Raw genomic sequence first — 17,209 nt, 5'->3', positions numbered from 1 at the left:
ATGTTAGCCTATTTTCTGAAAGTGAATGTAGCGATAGTACTGTTTTATGCATTCTATCGGCTGTTCTTCTACAAAGACACGTTTTTCGGCTGGCGCAGAACCGCACTGCTCTGCTTCTTTGCCGTTTCTGCCGCCGTACCTCTGCTGAACATACAAACGTGGATTACGGAGCAGGAACCGATGGTGGCCATGGCAGACCTCTATGCCAGCGTTGTGCTACCGGAACTCACAATAGGCACCGAAGCGGCTCCTACCGACTGGAAAAGCATCCTTTCAGAATATGCCAATATCGCCTATTGGGGAATAGTGGCATTGCTGATGATACGCCTCATCATGCAACTGGCGGGCATCATCCACCTGGCATGCCGATGCCGCAAGGTACAAATAGGCAACACAAATATACATCTGCTTCCCAAAGCAGACGGGCCTTTCTCCTTTTTCCACTGGATTTTTATCCATCCGTCCTCGCATACGGAAGAGGAATTCAACGAAATATTGACCCATGAGCAGACACACGCCCGGCAATGGCACTCCATTGATGTCATCATCAGTGAACTGGTGTGCATTTTTTGCTGGTGCAATCCCTTTGCCTGGCTCATGAAACGGGAAATCCGCACCAATCTGGAATATATGGCCGATGCCCGCGTATTGGAGAACGGCTATGACTCCAAAACCTACCAGTACCATCTGCTAGGATTGTCACATCAAAAGGCTGCAGCAACTATCTATAACAGTTTCAATGTTTTACCTTTAAAAAAACGCATCAAAATGATGAACAAAAAGAGAACAAAAGAAATAGGAAGGACCAAATATCTGATGTTCCTTCCTTTAGCGGCCTTACTTATGATTGTCAGCAATATCGAAGCAGTGGCACGTACCACAAAGAAGATTGCAGCGGAAGTCATAGAGGCTGTAGACGCCAAAACCGGACAAGCGGTACCGGAAGTTCAAGCCCCTCAAGTAGCTCCCCTACCGGAACAAGATACGAAAACAGTGACTTACAAAGGAAAGGTAGTGGATAAGGATACTCTCGACAATCCGATTTTTGAGGTAGTGGAACACATGCCCGAATTCCCCGACGGAGGCATGTCTGCACTAATGGAATACTTGAGCAAGAACATCAAATATCCGGAAGCAGCCATGAAGAAAGGTACGCAAGGACGGGCTACCGTGCAATTTGTAGTGGAGAAGGATGGCAGTATTACCAATGTAAAAATACTGCGCGGCATTGACCCGGAATTGAATAAAGAAGCCGTACGCGTAATCAGTGCCATGCCCAAATGGAAACCCGGCACACAAAAAGGAGAAGCCGTGCGGGTAAAATATACAGTTCCCGTGATGTTCCGTCTGACGGAAAACAATACACAGGTTAAGTATGCTCCCATTGAAAGCAAAATAGATGAAATGGTGGTAGTGGGTTATGCTCCCGAAGAGGCAACCTACCCGGAGGAAGTAACCGTTTTCGAAGTCGTAGAAAAAATGCCGGAATATCCCGGCGGCATGTCCGCAATGATGGAATTCATAGGCAAAAATATCAAATATCCGGTAGCCGCACAAAAAGCTAAGATTCAGGGAAGAGTGGTCATACAGTTTATAGTGGATAAAGAAGGGAACATCATCTGCCCCAGAGTAATCCGTGGTGCCGACCCACTGCTAGACGCTGAAGCAATCCGTCTGACTACTATCATGCCCAAGTGGAAGCCCGGCATGCAAAGAGGACAAGCTGTAAACGTAAAATATACAGTCCCCATCATGTTCCGTCTGCAAGAACCGGAGAAAAGCCCTGCTGTCCAGAATGCCACTGTTACTCCAACTAAATAAACTAATTTTCTCTCTAAACAAGTCTAAATGAAAAAGGAGCAGTTACCCGTCGCCGGGTAACTGCTCCTTTTTCATAAGGAAAATATCCATGTTTATTTATGCACTTCCACAATCCGTGTCGGCGCCATTTCCATATTTCTGCGGTCTACCTGACGGACTACGGCAGCAGCCAGTTGCAGGAAAGCGCGCCCGGTCACCGTATTCTCATCCAAAGCAACCGGAGTCCCCTTATCACCGCTCTCGCAGATACTCTGCACGATAGGAATTTGTCCCAGCAAGGGTACGTTCATTTTCTCAGCCAGTCTCTTTGCGCCTTCTTTCCCAAAGATATAATACTTGTTTTCCGGCAATTCGGCAGGCGTGAACCAAGCCATGTTCTCCACCAAACCGAGAATGGGCACATTCACCTTATCATTGGTAAACATATTGATGCCTTTGCGGGCATCTGCCAGCGCCACAGCCTGCGGCGTGCTAACAACGATAGCTCCTGTCAGTGCCAAAGTCTGCACCACTGTCAAGTGAATGTCGCTCGTTCCGGGAGGAAGGTCGATAAGGAAATAATCCAGTTCTCCCCAATCGGCATCACCAATCAGCTGCTTCAAGGCATTGCTTGCCATACCTCCCCGCCACAAAGTGGCCTGGTCGGGGTCTACAAAGAAACCGATGGAAAGCAACTTGATGCCATACTTCTCTATCGGAACAATCAAGTCACGTCCACCAATGTTCTCTGCCACCGGACGGGCATCTTCCACTTGGAACATCTTTGGAACAGAAGGCCCGAAGATATCAGCATCCAGCAGACCTACTTTATAACCCAACTTTGCCAAAGACACGGCAAGGTTGGCAGCAACCGTGGACTTACCTACCCCACCTTTTCCGGAAGACACTCCGATAACATTCTTCACCTGGGGTAATAGCTTACCCACTTCCGGACGTGCCGCCTGACGGCTTTCAGTCGTAATCACAACCTCCACCTCGGGAGAGACATACGTATGTATAGCTGTCTCGGCAGCCTTCACCATTGACTTCATGAACGGATCAGTCGGTTTCTCGAATGTCAACGAGAAGCTGACCTTCATCCCGTCAATCCGCATGTTATCGGCCACCATCTCAGCCTCAACAAGATTCTTTCCGGTGCCGGGATAACGCACTGTTGCCAATGCATCAAGGATTAATTTTGGATATAATGTCATTGTATGTACTATTTGACGATTTACTATTTACTATTTTTATGCGAATCAGTAGTATTTTTAACCACTGATTCGCATCATTTACTGGTTTGTAGTCCACTACGCTTACTACGGTTATAACTGCGGTACTCATCCAGCTCTATCTCCACATCCGGCTCCTGCAACTCGCCCTCTTGCGGAAGATGGAACTTGATGTACTTGATATTCAAACCACGATCCAGCCATTGTTGTTCATAATAGGTCTTGATGCTGAGTATCTCATCAGCCATGCCGGAGTGGTACAAGTCTTCCGTCATCACATCCACCGGCAGCCGGTTTCTTTCAATCATGTACCGGGTATAGGTAAACATGAAGTTGCTGTCCGTCTTCAGATGGACTATGCCGTCATTCTTCAGGAACTTGCGGTAGCACTCCATGAAATAAGTGGAAGTAAGCCTTTTGGTCGCCTTCTTCATCTGCGGGTCCGAGAAAGTGAGCCAGATTTCGCTCACCTCATCTGTAGCAAAAAAGCGGTCGATGATTTCGATATTCGTACGCAGAAAGGCCACATTCTTCATGCCCGACTCCAGCGACTCGGTGGCTCCCGTCCACATGCGGGCACCCTTTATATCCACTCCGATGAAGTTCTTTTCGGGAAACATGCGTCCCAATCCGACAGTATATTCTCCCCTACCACAGCCCAGTTCCAGGACAATGGGATGGTCGTTCTTGAAAAACCGCCCGTGCCAGTTCTCTTTCATGTCAAACGGCACATTATCCACCGCGGAATACGGATACTCGAAAACATGCGGATAACTCGCCATATCGGCAAACTTCTCTAACTTGTTCTTTCCCATTTAAGAAGCATTGAAACATAAAACATATTATTTTAGGCACGGATTACACGGATTTTCACGGTCTCTCTTCAATCCATCCGTGCTTTCCGCGCAATCCGTGCCTAAAAGTATAAAAAACAAAGTCCCGGCAAGTCTTATACGATAGACATTGCCATCACCGTATTATTCAACAATCGTCACCCACCCGTGAGTATCCGGCTCGTCACCATACTGGATGGCACGCAGCTTGTTGTAGAGCTTCGTACATACCGGTCCCGGTTTTCCATCCTTGGAGATAACGTATGACTTGCCGTTCTCTACGTCGTCAATACGTTCGATGGGGCTGATAACGGCAGCCGTACCGCAGGCACCCGCTTCCTCGAAAGTCAGCAACTCTTCTTCGGGAACCGGACGGCGCTCCACCTTCATGCCCATATCCTCTGCCAGCTGCATCAGGCTCTTGTTGGTGATGGAGGGCAGGATGGAAGTGGACTTCGGAGTGATATACGTATTGTCCTTGATGCCGAAGAAGTTGGCAGCACCACATTCGTCCATGTATTTCTTTTCCTTGGCATCCAGATAGAACTCACAGGCATAACCCAAATCGTGCGCTTTCTTGTTGGCACGCAAGCTGGCTGCATAGTTACCACCTACTTTATAAATACCGGTACCCAATGGGGCAGCACGGTCGAATTCGCGGATAATGACATACGGATTGGTTGAGAATCCACCCTTAAAGTAAGGACCTACCGGGGTCACGAACACCACAAACAGATATTCGCTGGCAGGATGTACGCCTACTTGTGCACCGGTACCCACCAGCAACGGACGGATATACAGAGAAGCACCCGATTCATAAGGCGGAATGAAACGCTCGTTCAGCTTCACCACCTTCAGAATAGCTTCTTTGAAACGCTCCGTAGAAAGTTCCGGCATCAAGATGCCACGGCAAGTGGATTGCAGGCGGGCTGCATTCTCCTCCAAACGGAAGATACGCACTTTACCGTCTTTGCCACGAAAAGCCTTCAAACCCTCAAACGCTTCCTGACCGTAGTGCAAACAAGTGGCAGCCATGTGCATAGGAATGGTTTCCTCACTGCAAACTTCCAGTTCGCCCCATTGTTCGTTACGATAGTAAATTCTCACATTGTAATCTGTCTTCATATATCCGAACGGCAGATTAGCCCAATCAAGTTCTTTCATATCTCAAAGTATTAGTTACTTCTATTACGTACATTTTGCAACAAAAATAGCTTTTATTCTTCAGATTCCCACTTCTCCGACAGTAATTTTTCAATTTCCTTGTCAGCTTTGGTCAATTTATCGCTGCAAAATGCTATAATTCCGTTTGCTTCCTTTATTTTTTCAGCAAGCACATCTATCTCCAGTTCGTTGTTGTCTATCTGGCTGACAATTTTCTCCAAACGTGCCATGGCTTCGGAGTAGGTCTCTTTTTTCTTGGTTACCGGCATAATTGAAATTAATTAATCGTTGTACTTCTCAAGCCGTTTGTCAGAATTCCCGTCTTTGGGCGATGCGTTCTCCCACTTCATATCCTTGGACGTCAGTTTCAAAATATGATATTGTTCAGTATAATGTCCCTCTTTATCATACAACGTAATCAATTTTTCATCAAGACTTATGACATAAGTTCCACGAAAAGGGACTCCGTTAGATAACGGGCTTCCGGTATAAACTTCATAGGTCTTGTCTGCATTAAACGTATAGCAGGTCACAAAATCGTCCTGCAGGACTGGTTCTTTCACAATCCACTTACCTACCAGTTGAGGAATTTCGACCTTATCATCCTCATCCGTACATGAAATAAAACTAAATGCCATACTTATCAGTATCAGCATAAAAAACAAATTTTGTGTTTTCATCTTTGTTCATTTTAAATGATTTAAGCAATATTCATAAAATACAGAGATTTGCAAAACACTGCATGAATGAGAGTTAAATATGTACTATTGAAACCACTTCACCATTCTGCAGACGGGTTGTTATCATATCATTCTCCTGCAGTTCATCTGCATTCTTCACTACTTTCCCATCTTTCAACGTAATGCTGTAACCGCGAGCCAACAACTTTTCCGGTGAAGCATCTGCCAATCGTTGTTGCAACAATTCCATGCGATGGCGATGGCGGAACAAAGAGGAAGTCACAGCCTGCACCACATCTTTCCGCACAGTCAGCAAAGCCATTTTTGCATCGGATATACGATGGTATGCGGCAGAAGGAATCCGGTTCTTGTAACCAGAGAGTCTGCGCTGTTCCTGCTGCAACAGATTCCTGACACCCTCATGCAAGCGAGAAGCAAGCATTTCCAGTTCATCAGCAGCGCTGTCCATGGACTCTATTAAGAATTCGGCAGCCGCCGTAGGGGTCTTTACACGGGTATGTGCCACAGAATCCAGCACCGTGTCATCCCGCTCGTGACCGATGCCCGTTATGATAGGCAACGGAAACTGTGCACAAGCAGCAGCAAGCAGGTAAGTATCGAAACCGGATAAGTCGGACGTGGCGCCTCCACCACGAATAATGACAACCACATCAAACTCGGACAAGCGTGCATTTACCCGGTCGAGAGCAGAGAGGACAGACTCCTCCACACGGTCACCCTGCATCAGGGCAGGAAACAGTTCCGTATAAAAGTAGAAACCCCGGGAGTTGTTTTCCAGCTGATGACAGAAGTCACCATAGCCCGCCGCCGTCGGTGAGGATATGACGGCAATACGTTGCGGCAGGCGGGGCATCTCGAGTTCCTTATTGAGGGTGAGCACCCCCTCTTCCTCGAGCTGTTTCAGTATCTCCCTGCGGCGGCGTGCCATATCGCCCAAGGTATAGGTGGGGTCTATGTCCTGCACCGTAAGGCTATAACCATAAAGTTCGTGGAAGCTGACGGTGACCTGCACCAGCACTTTGATGCCCGAAACAAACGCCTGCCCCGTGGCTTCCTCAAAATAGGGCTTCAGCAGGCGGAACACATTTGCCCAGATTGTTCCTCTCGCCTTAGCTATCAGGCTGTTGCTGCGAGGGTCTTTCTGCACAAATTCCAGATAGCAATGCCCCGTACTGTTGGTACGCACATCGCTCAACTCCGCCTGCACCCAAAACACATCGGGGAGACACTGCTCCAGACTGCGACGCACAAGGGCATTCAACTCATGTAAAGACAAGGCTTCCATATTGCTATCATTCAATCAGTTACAACTTTATAAAATTTTATCCGTAATAAAGTGGCACTTTATCCGCGGTAAAGCAGTACTTTATCCGCAGTAAAGTAATGCTTTATCCGCAGTAAAGTAACACTTTATTCGTGATAAAGTGACAATACACTATTGGCAAACCAACAGAAGTTCCCGTTATTTGTTTCTTTCGGGCTGATAATCCTGATACGCCTTCCACATATCGGGCACGCCATAGCCGTAGATGTTATCGGGAAAATCGGCACGGTCACCGGAACGGCGCACCAATTCCATCACTTCTTTTGCCGTAAGTTCGGGGCAAGCCTGCCACAAGCAGGCCACCATGCCGCACATAATGGGTGAGGCAAAAGAGGTACCGTTCGCCCTTCCCTGGTTGCCGTCCGTGCGTATCACGTCGGCACCCAGCCCGACGGCTACAATATCCGGCTTTATCCGATGGTCTGCCGTATTCCCTACAGACGAGAAAGGAGCCAGGACAGCTTCCTTGTCGACAGCTCCCACCGTCAACACATTCTCGGCATCGCCCGGAGGCGTAATCTTCTTCCAAGAACCGGCGCCCGAATTTCCGGCACTGCATACCAATATCATGCCCTTATCGGCTATGCGCGATGCCTGACGTGACATCAGCGCATGGTGCCCATCCAGATTGCGGAGCTTATAATTCTTGGATTTATCATCGAAAGCGTAATATCCCAATGAAGTATTGAGTACATCCACTCCCACACTATCGGCATATTCCACAGCCGCAGCCCAGTAGTCCTGCTCTACCAGATGCTCGGAGTATTCGTCTTCGCTGCGCAGCAACCAGAAAGAAGCTTCGGGAGCCGTACCGGTCATGACACCGGGGCGGTTCATGGCGATGCACGAGAGCACCGCCATGCCGTGGCTGCTTTCGGCAAATATATCCGATTGGGGGTTCACAAAATCCTTCGTACCCAGGATGCGGATATTCTGCATGGCGGTTATCTTGTCGGCATTGTGGAAGCCCGCGTCGATAACGGCAATCGTCATTCCTTGCCCCTTGAAGCCTTCTTCGTGCAGCTTATCGCCATTGCTCAGCCGTATCTGGTCGACAGCCAGTCCATAAATGCTGTCGGGATGCACGCTCGGGCGGTTTATCAGAGAGTCGCGCCCTGTCGCCATGAACGGCCCGTCACCTCCGGGAGCTATCCATACCTTTTCCGTCTCCCGGACAAAAGGCAGGGCGGCAATGCGCTCCACCAATGCAGAGTCGTTGCAGGATACTGTAACAAAATTCTCCCACTTGCCGGTAACGACAATCTTCACGCCTTGCCTGCGAATCTCATCCACATACTTACGGCATACCGGAAGGTCTGTCGAGTCTATCGGAAGGTTCTGCTTCAGGCGACGCTCAATCGCCTTTTCAGAGAGGAACGCTTCCGGATGTTCCAGCGAATACGTGGTGGCAGCCTTGTCCTTCAGGCTGATGCGATACTTCAAAGTGTCTTGTTGCGCCGATGCGCCTACAGCAGCCAAGATGAAAAGTAGAAGGAAAAAGAGTTTTCTCATATATCTGTGTTTTTATTATTTTCTGCAATATACATCCCGATGCCCCGTTGGGAAGCGATGAATGAGCCGCCAACCACACGCCGGCCGACGTAGAACACGGCAGACTGTCCCGGAGCAATGGCAGAAGCCTCCGACAAGAAGCGCACCAGCAGACGCCCGTCCTCCAGGCGCTTCACGGTGCAAGGGATGGGTTTGCTGCGGTAGCGGATGCGCACGGTAAGCTCTTCACTGCCAAAGAATTCCGCCTCATCAATCAGGTTTTCCTCTTCGGCAAGCATGTATCCGGCTTTCAACTGCTCCGCATCGCCCAGCATCACGGTGTTCTTCTGCGGATTGATTTTCAGCACGTAGGCAGGTTTGCCCAAAGCAATCTCCAGCCCCTTCCTCTGCCCGATGGTGTAGTAAGGGAATCCTTTGTGCCCGCCCAGCTTGACGCCTTCCGAATTGACAAACCATCCCGGCCCCACCTCGCTGTCTATCTCCGGAGAGTGCTCGCGCAAGAAGTCGCGGTAGTCGCCCTTGATGAAGCAGACTTCCATACTTTCCCCTTCTTCCGCCTTGAGCGTATATCCTTTATCACGAAGATACCCGCGGACCTGCATCTTGGTGAACGCCCCCAGCGGGAAGATGCACCGCTTCAACACCTCCTGCCCCAGCCGCCAGAGGAAATAGGACTGGTCTTTCTTGTCGTCATCTCCGGTAACGATGTAAGTCTTCCCGTTCCGCTCCTCCAGACGGGTGTAGTGCCCGGTAGCGATGAACGCACAGCCCAGCCTGTCCGCCCACTCCGTCAGGATGCGGAACTTGAACAATGGATTGCACATCACACAAGGATTGGGAGTACGCCCCCGGCGATACTCATCAATAAAGTTCCGAACGATAATCCGGCGGAAAGCATCGCGCTCATCCGCCACATAGTGCTCAATTCCCATACTGTCGGCAAGGCTACGGGCTTCCACCGGTTCGTCTCCCCACACCCACATGGTGAGACCGATTATCTCATAGCCCTGCTCCCTCAGCATCAGACAAGTGGCGGTACTGTCTATACCTCCGCTCATGCCGACCAATACTCGCTTCCCGGGTTTGTTCATATTCTGCAATTCATTTATATAGTCTGCAAAAGTACGCGTTTTCAAGCAGAATACACAGCTTTTTCGCTAAAGAGAAATGTATTTTCATCCTCCATCTCCTTCACCTTCTCCCTCAACCTTCCTATTCATCGGCTTTTGCGGTGAAACTCCTTTCCTTCGCGCTACCTCGCCCCGCAGGTGCTCCCGCATCTTCTTATCGACTGCGTACCGGTCTTTGATTGCACATTCCTTCCCCTTGGCATAACCATTTATGAATCAGCAGACAAGCACTGCAAAGACAGTGCATCCATTTTGCAGTAGCACTGCAACCGTATTTGCAGTGACGCTGCAACTGTTATGCAGTGACACTGCAACCCTTTTGCAGTGACGCTGCAACCGTTGTGCAGTGACGCTGCAACCGTTGTGCAGTGATGTTGCAGAAGTGAGGGAGTGAGGCGGATGAAGGGAGAGAGTCATGCAACTAAAGCGAGGCAGTGATGCGGAAGCCGATTGGCAGTGTCGCCGCGCCTTTACCGCAGTGAAGCCGGCAGCTGTCAATTGACGGCTGCCGAACCTTCAACGGGAAAGCGGACACAGAGTAAAAGCAGTTTCATCGCAAAAACCGATGAACGGAAAAGATTGGAGGGGGATTACTTCCTCAGCAGAACCGAGACAGCCTTCGCTCTGAAATAATCTTCGGACATGTAGAGCAGCCCTGTGTAGGCGCCATATCTTCCGTACGAATTCTTCAAGAGATAGTAGAAGCGTCCCGCCTCATCGTGCGCCGTGCCGATGAGGTGCATCATGTGGTCGTCTGTGGTAAGGAAACGCTCGAACTCATGTTGCCGCATCTTCTGTGTCACCGGATGCTGCGTCCAAAGAGCCATTCCCTGACGCGAACTGAAAGTATCTTCGCTCACATCTCCATGCCAAGCCACCGTCTTGCCGGCAGACAGAGCACGGCGCACCACCTGCTCCAACTCGTCCAGCGGAAGGTTGAAATAGCACTGATGCTCCCAGTTGTCCGGTACTTCCAATATAAAAGGGGTATAAAAAGGATGATGCGTGAAGCTCGTCAACTGCACATAATCCTCCGTCTTGAAGCGAAGCGAGTCGGCAAACGAACGGGCGGTATAGCTCCTGCCACGGTAGAGAAACGAATCGGGCACCGCCCCCATCTGCTCGTCCAGCAGGGCTACAGCGCGTTTTCTGTAGCCGGGGAGGTCGCAATGCTTCACGGTCTCCTCCGCCAGCTTCTTCAGTTGTTTCAGCAAAGCCCCGTGGTCATGCCTTTTGCTTCCCTGCCGTCGCCCCCGATATGCTTCCAACGGCAGCACACCGTCTTCCTCCAGCACACGGAGGAAAGAATGTCCCAGTCCGCCATTCTTGATTTCTTCCCTGCCGCAAGAGTAATAGTAGGCATCAAACTGATTCAAGTATTTCTGCCTGACCATGTACATAGGCGACAGGCGCACGGTATCTCCGGGATGCCCCGCCAGCCAGTCAGACTCCAACAGAGAGGCCGAAGCATAAGCCCAGCAGGTAGAAGTGCGGCCCTGGTTCAGCGCCGGCGTATGGGCACACACTGCATCCGGTACGAAAACATGCGCCTCCAACCTCTTTTCCGTACGTGAACAGGCGGACAGAGCGAGGGAAAGGCATAAGAGGGGAAGTAATTTATTCATATGCAATCTTAGTTATTACCGTCTCTACCCGATAATCCACTTACTGCCCGGTATCAACGAGATGAGCTTGGTTGCCACGAAACAACTGATAAACGTACATACCGCTATAACCGGAATGGCAGCCACGGTGGGCAATCCCAATGTAGACTTAAACACCGACACCCACAAGCCAAGCCAGAATATGTGCATAAGGAACATGCCGTAGCTGAGTCTCGACATTTCGGCAATGAAGCGCGGAGGTTGCGGAATGCTGATGCAACTGAACAGCAGAAACGTGCCTGCCGTCAACGCCACGCAATTAAGGGTGCAGAAAGCCCATCCCACCTCAATGACCGGCGTAGAATGAACCACTCCCGGAACAGCCTGGACATAGAACGACCATATGGTAGCCACCGCCCCGACCAGCATAAGCAGGAAACCGACCCGCAGACGCAAGGAACGCCCCCAAGTAAGATGCACGCGGATATAATGTGCCAGCACAAGGTAGCCCAAATAACCCGAGAAATACCATAGCATGTGATATTCGTTCCAGAAGCACTGTCCCCACACCTCACCAAACCAACGGTTAAGGAAAGGTATGCAAGTAGAAACCAGGAACAGTCCGATGAAGAAACGTTCTTCTTTCGCCGAAACCTTCTCCAGCCACGGTGAGATGACCGGGATGAACAGGTAAAGGCCTATCAACGGATACATGAACCAGAAGTGTCCGGCAAGCATAGGAAAGTTCAGCCAGATGCGTGAAAGGTCGTTCATAGACTGTTCGCCGTCTATCTGTCCCCACAACATGGGCAACGTGCTGTACAGCACCATGAAAAAGATGAACGGCGGCATGATGCGCAGGAAACGTTTGCGGTAAAACTCCCAACAGCTTTGTCCCTTCTTCATAGGCGCAAGCAGGTAAGCCGAAACAATCATAAACAGAGGCACAGACATACGTGAGAAGCCATCGTAAATAGATACCCATAACCTATCGGCCTCGTTCTGAAGGAAAGCCTGCGGTCCCACCATGTCCGTAGAGCCTACAGCTCCATAATAATTCTCGCTGGCATGAACCAACATCACCAAGAAGCACGCAAACACGCGCACATAATCCAAAAAAGCAATACGTTTCATTTTATTTCAAGTTTTCTGTTTATGCAAGTCAGGAGTTAAAGGTATCAGCACTTCACTACTGTCCGCATCATTCATCAATTTATTCTGTTGTATTCGGGAACGCAGTTATCCTTAACCGCGCCGCGCCCATGGGGATGAGTGTGATTTCTTCTTTATCGCCTCTCGCCGCATCCTCTTCGGGCAACACACCACACAACCCGGTTTCATCTATTTCCCATTCGGGAACCAATCGGCCGACAGCCTTCACCTCCAAAGGTACATTGGCCACCGTAAAAGGGTAGTCGTCAGCCGGCCATGATTTACGGATTACCTCGAAGTGCTTCAAGGGTTCTGTCTTGTCCAACACCAGCGAATAATTCCACGCGCTGCCGGGATATATCTCAGTAGTGGGGCATTTTTGAGGGTCAGCATCTTTCTGCCATTTAGAATCACCGATGGCCGTTTCGCGGCTGTCCTTCTCCACATATTTCTCAGCAATCTTAAGAGAGAGCGTGAGAGGACCGTAATCCACACTTACGCTGTTTTTATTGACCTGCCAGGTGCGCATGGACAAAGACATCGGAAACGTCAATTCCACACGGTCCCCATCCGACCACTCGCGATGGATGCAGAGATACTTTCCTGCCACGGGAGCCGCATCCACTTCCTCACCATTCACGCGTACTTTCGCCTTTTGAGTCCATGAAGGAATCCGGAAATAGAACGGGAAGACGACTTTCCCCCCGGTAGAGACAGAAAAGCGGATGTCTTCCTCAAAAGGATAATTCGTCTCTTCGTGCAAAGTGATTTCCTTTCCATCAGCTACTTTCACCACAGCCTTGCAAGCTGCATAAAGAGCCGTTGCCACTCCATTGTCGGGAGTTGCCAAAACCAGATGTTCGGCAAAGTAGGGCCAGCCTTGTGCATGATTGTGCTGGCAGCAACGACTGCTGAAAGGATTCATCGAAAGAAACGGTCCGCGGTTGTCGATGCCCGGATGATGATTCTTGGAATCACTGACGACATGGTTCGGGCAAGTGATGTAGCGCAGCGCTTTAAAGTCCGGCATCACGGCAACCGGATAAGAGTTAAATGCCACTTCTTCGCAATGCTCGGCCCATAAGGGGTCGCCCGTCATGCGAAGCATAATTTCATCGGAAGCCATCTGCTCAACCAGCCCGCAGGTTTCCACCCCCTGGCGAGGGTCGATATATCCCAAACGGGCATTCTCATCCGCCCCAAACATGCCGCCGGGCACCTGCCCGAAAGTACGACGGATCAGCCGATGGACATTATAAGAGGCTTTCAGCATGGCAGAATCACCGGTCTGCATATAATAAGTGGCAGGCTCACGGAAACATTGGGCAATGTTTACGTTGTGCCAGTTGGGCAAAGAGGTCGACTGAGTCCAGTCCGCAGTGTTGCGATGAATCTTTTCGGCCAATTCGAGCAAAAAAGCATCTCCCGTATGGCTGTAAAGCCAGTAGATGCTGATGATATTATCACCTCCACGACTGTTCTCCCAAAAGTCTTCCAGAAGCTGGTCGTCGGGGACCGTCATCTGCCATTTAAAGTAGTTTGTCATCAGGTCTATGACACGCCGGTCCTGAGAATACTCGTAATAAGATTGCAGGCACCAGAGCATGATCATCTGTGCCCAAAGTTCGCGCTTCCCATTGCGTTCGTTGACCGGGCCGAAATAACCGTCCGGCTGGCGGCTGGCAAATACGCCTTCAATCCAGTATTTGGTTTCTTCTATCATCTCCGGATCATTCAGAATATATGCCAAACTGCTATACCCTTTGAGCCAATAGGGAACTTCCTCCCAACCATGGTCTCCGCCGGTCGTAAGCCAAGCGTTGTCATCCTTTTCCAACCAAGCACTGATTTCCCCTAAATGTCCGGTCAGGCCGTCGCGCTGCAACTCCAGAAATTTCCTTACCCACCCCTCGGGACGGATGCTGCCTACTGGCAATTTTATAAAGTTCAATGGACGAAGTGGGGCACGGTAACCCATATAATTAGTATTGACAGCATGTATATCCGGCCGGTCAACCACCGTCACCGTACCAGCAGAAGAGGCAGAAGTACAAGCCATAACCGAAATTGCCAATGCCACGAAAAGGAAAACAGCCACCCATGTATATAAGTTCTTCATGTTATATCTTAATCAATGCTATTCAATAAATCCACCTTCCCTTCATTAACCAACTTCAATATCAACTCACCGAAAAGGGTGTTCTGCCAAGCAAACCAAGGGCGGGTGAAGTTAGTTGCATCATCCTTATGGAACGACTCGTGCATGAAGCCCGTACCGGCATCCGTATCCATCAGCATCTTGATGCAAGTTTTGATTTCGGCATCATCCCGGCTTGTGAAAGCTTTCATCATAATGCTCATAGGCCACACCATGTCATAGCCGATATGCGGTCCGCCGATACCCTCACCGGCTTTGCCGCTGAAGAAATAAGGATTGCTGTCGCTCCACACAAAACGGCGGGTATTCTGATAAATAGGGTCATTGACGTCTACATCTCCCAGATAGGGCATGGCAAGCAAACTAGGCACATTGGCATCGTCCATCAGCAAATGATTACCGAAACCATCAACCTCGAAAGCATAAATGGTACCAAATTCAGGATGATTGTAGGTTGCATAGCGTTTCAAAGCCATTTCCACCTCATCGGCCAAGGCACGGCAATCGGCAGCCAAAGCAGTCTCCTTGTTCACTGTTTCCAGAATCTCGGCAGCCTTACGCAAGGAAGTGACAGCAAAGAAGTTGGAAGGCACAAGGAACTGAAGCGTTGTGGCATCGTCCGACGGGCGGAAGCAGGACACGATAAGTCCCACCGGACGGACAGGAGCACCCAGACCATCATTGTTCAGCGTATCGAGCGCACGCTCCGTCTTGCGTTGAAATTTGTAGGGACCGGTACCCTCTTTGCGCTGCTGCTGACAAAAAGTAGTATAAATATTGCGGATGGCTTCCAGCCATTCAGCACCGAAAACCGAAGTGTCACCCGTCACCTGCCAGTAGTGATAAGCCAACCGTAAAGGATAACAAAGCGAGTCGATTTCCCATTTACGTTCATGCAGTTCGGGCTTCATGTCAGTAAGGTCACTCATCCAATGCCCATCGGGCAGCGCACCATCGTTGTAAGCATTCGCATATGGGTCGATATTGATACATTTGAACTGGCGTAGAATAACACCGGCCAGCATCTCTTTCAGTTTCGGGTCGTTATTGGCAAGCTGCACATATGGCCATACTTGCGCCCCTGAGTCACGCAACCACATAGCATGGATGTCACCCGTATATACAAAAGTATCAGGCTTTCCATCGCTGCCCTTGCGGAAGTGCACAGTAGTATCCAGCGTATTTGGAAAACAGTTGGCAAACATCCAGGAAAGCTTGCGGTTCTTCAAAAGCATCTGTACACGGACAATCTCTTTCTCCACGGAAGTGGAACGGAAAAGTCGTTGTTTCTCTTTAGGACGGTTAGAGGTATAGTTACCGGCAGATACCGTATTATCCTGCACGGCTACAAAGCCCGCATCGGCAAGAAGGCAGCTACTATTGACAGCCTGAACCATCCCGGCAGCCGCAGCCAGGACAAGGCTGAAACAAATCTTTTTGGAATTAAGACTCATATTTCTTCTATATAAATTTGAATTGAAAATTGCTATTAGTCAAGTGGAGGGGTGGTAGCTTTCACTCCCTCGAAAGTCATGCGCACCGGCTTTATCTTTCCTTTTTTGTCAAAGTACATCCGGTCAATGCAGGTGGCACGGCTGTTTGCTGCCGTTTCTCCCAACGGGCGACGGTGGTAAATGATGTACCATTCGTCCTTACCTTTTCCACGCACCACTGAATGATGTCCGGCACCGGTAGCCACATCGGCATCCTGCTGAAGAATGATTCCCTCGCGATGGAACGGCCCGAAAGGAGAGTCGGCAATGGCATAGGCCACACGGTAGTCGGGACTTCCCCAACCGCCTTCCGACCACATGAAGTAATACTTTCCGTTACGTTTCAACATGAAAGGACCTTCCACATAGTCCTGAGGAGTCACTTCTTTATAGACTGTGCCATCATCAAAAGGAACGACACTAAGTAAATCGGAAGACAGTTTCACGATGTTGCAATGCCCCCATCCGCCATAGTACATATAGTAAGTGCCATCGTCATCACGGAACACAAACTGGTCGATGGGCTGTGCGCCATTCACAATTTTATCAATCAGGGGCTTGCCCAGCACATCTTTGAAAGGACCTGCCGGATTGTCTGCCACAGCCACACCGATACCGCCAATCTCAGAGTTGTTCTGTATATCGTTCCCTCCGAAGAAAAGATAATAGCGGTCATTGGCCTCGATAACAGCCGGCGCCCACAAAGCACGGCGCAACCATGGGATATTTTCCTTTGAAAGCACGCGTGGATGTTTGGTCCAATGCACCAAGTCGGGCGAAGAATAGGCATCCATAAAAGTCTGTTCATCATAAGGAGCGGAATATGTAGGATAAATCCAGAACTTCCCGTCCAGCACTACTCCCTCAGGGTCGGCATACCAACCGGGAAAAATCGGATTGCCGCTACGTTTCTTTTGAACTTCTTCACCAGATTGCGCATAAACAGAAGAAGAGGAGCAAAACAATGCCAAGCAGTAAATAGTAAGTTTCTTAAGTTTCATGGTAAATAGGGTTTTCAAACAGTGATTTATCGTAAGAGAGAGAGGGTGTGTCAAAACGTTTTTCAGCTATCACTCCGTCAGACATTCGGCACACCCTCATCATTA

At 49.6% G+C, this 17,209-nt stretch carries 14 protein-coding genes; 1 reads left to right on the top strand and 13 read right to left on the bottom strand.

Annotated elements, in window-relative coordinates:
* Positions 1-1,821, top strand: a complete 1,821-nt coding sequence (locus tag ACESTD_RS05285; RefSeq protein WP_005829752.1) for a M56 family metallopeptidase — start codon at positions 1-3, stop codon at positions 1,819-1,821.
* Positions 1,822-1,913: 92 nt separating this feature from the next.
* Here ACESTD_RS05285 and ACESTD_RS05280 read toward each other — a convergent pair whose 3' ends face one another.
* The 13 genes from ACESTD_RS05280 to ACESTD_RS05220 all read right to left on the bottom strand — a co-directional run bounded on the left by ACESTD_RS05280 (position 1,914) and on the right by ACESTD_RS05220 (position 17,104).
* A complete protein-coding gene (locus ACESTD_RS05280) occupies positions 1,914-3,014 on the bottom strand; it encodes an Mrp/NBP35 family ATP-binding protein (RefSeq protein WP_005829749.1) in 1,101 nt (366 codons plus the stop codon).
* 74 nt (positions 3,015-3,088) lie between these two features.
* On the bottom strand, positions 3,089-3,847 hold the full coding sequence (gene trmB, locus ACESTD_RS05275; RefSeq protein ID WP_195288555.1) for a tRNA (guanosine(46)-N7)-methyltransferase TrmB: 759 nt from the start codon (positions 3,845-3,847) through the stop codon (positions 3,089-3,091).
* A gap of 162 nt (positions 3,848-4,009) precedes the next feature.
* Positions 4,010-5,029: a branched-chain amino acid aminotransferase gene (locus tag ACESTD_RS05270; protein WP_005833410.1), complete on the bottom strand. Its 1,020-nt coding sequence runs from the start codon at positions 5,027-5,029 to the stop codon at positions 4,010-4,012.
* A gap of 53 nt (positions 5,030-5,082) precedes the next feature.
* Entirely contained in the window at positions 5,083-5,298 is a 216-nt protein-coding gene (gene xseB, locus ACESTD_RS05265; protein ID WP_005829741.1) for an exodeoxyribonuclease VII small subunit, read from the bottom strand.
* A 12-nt stretch (positions 5,299-5,310) separates the two neighbouring features.
* Entirely contained in the window at positions 5,311-5,709 is a 399-nt protein-coding gene (locus ACESTD_RS05260; protein ID WP_117589003.1) for a lipocalin family protein, read from the bottom strand.
* Positions 5,710-5,782: 73 nt separating this feature from the next.
* Positions 5,783-7,015, bottom strand: a complete 1,233-nt coding sequence (xseA, locus tag ACESTD_RS05255; RefSeq protein WP_195288573.1) for an exodeoxyribonuclease VII large subunit — start codon at positions 7,013-7,015, stop codon at positions 5,783-5,785.
* A 177-nt stretch (positions 7,016-7,192) separates the two neighbouring features.
* Positions 7,193-8,566: a S8 family serine peptidase gene (locus ACESTD_RS05250; protein WP_195288556.1), complete on the bottom strand. Its 1,374-nt coding sequence runs from the start codon at positions 8,564-8,566 to the stop codon at positions 7,193-7,195.
* A complete protein-coding gene (mnmA, locus tag ACESTD_RS05245) occupies positions 8,563-9,657 on the bottom strand; it encodes a tRNA 2-thiouridine(34) synthase MnmA (RefSeq protein ID WP_195288557.1) in 1,095 nt (364 codons plus the stop codon). Before mnmA ends, ACESTD_RS05250 begins: the two co-directional genes overlap by 4 nt.
* 629 nt (positions 9,658-10,286) lie before the next feature.
* On the bottom strand, positions 10,287-11,321 hold the full coding sequence (locus tag ACESTD_RS05240) for a C1 family peptidase (protein WP_195288558.1): 1,035 nt from the start codon (positions 11,319-11,321) through the stop codon (positions 10,287-10,289).
* A gap of 24 nt (positions 11,322-11,345) precedes the next feature.
* Complete coding sequence (locus ACESTD_RS05235) at positions 11,346-12,434, bottom strand: acyltransferase (RefSeq protein WP_195288559.1); 1,089 nt, start codon at positions 12,432-12,434, stop codon at positions 11,346-11,348.
* A gap of 79 nt (positions 12,435-12,513) precedes the next feature.
* The gene (locus ACESTD_RS05230) at positions 12,514-14,571 is read right to left on the bottom strand and encodes a beta-L-arabinofuranosidase domain-containing protein (protein WP_373158709.1); all 2,058 of its coding nucleotides are present in this window, start codon (positions 14,569-14,571) and stop codon (positions 12,514-12,516) included.
* Positions 14,572-14,579: 8 nt separating this feature from the next.
* Complete coding sequence (locus ACESTD_RS05225) at positions 14,580-16,064, bottom strand: glycoside hydrolase family 125 protein (protein ID WP_195288561.1); 1,485 nt, start codon at positions 16,062-16,064, stop codon at positions 14,580-14,582.
* Between the two features lie 35 nt (positions 16,065-16,099).
* The gene (locus ACESTD_RS05220; protein ID WP_098032184.1) at positions 16,100-17,104 is read right to left on the bottom strand and encodes a glycoside hydrolase family 43 protein; all 1,005 of its coding nucleotides are present in this window, start codon (positions 17,102-17,104) and stop codon (positions 16,100-16,102) included.
* Positions 17,105-17,209: the final 105 nt, after the last annotated feature.

This window comes from Bacteroides sp. AR20 (assembly GCF_964250605.1).
GTDB lineage: Bacteria > Bacteroidota > Bacteroidia > Bacteroidales > Bacteroidaceae > Bacteroides > Bacteroides uniformis.
This window is presented reverse-complemented; position numbering and strand designations above follow the sequence as displayed.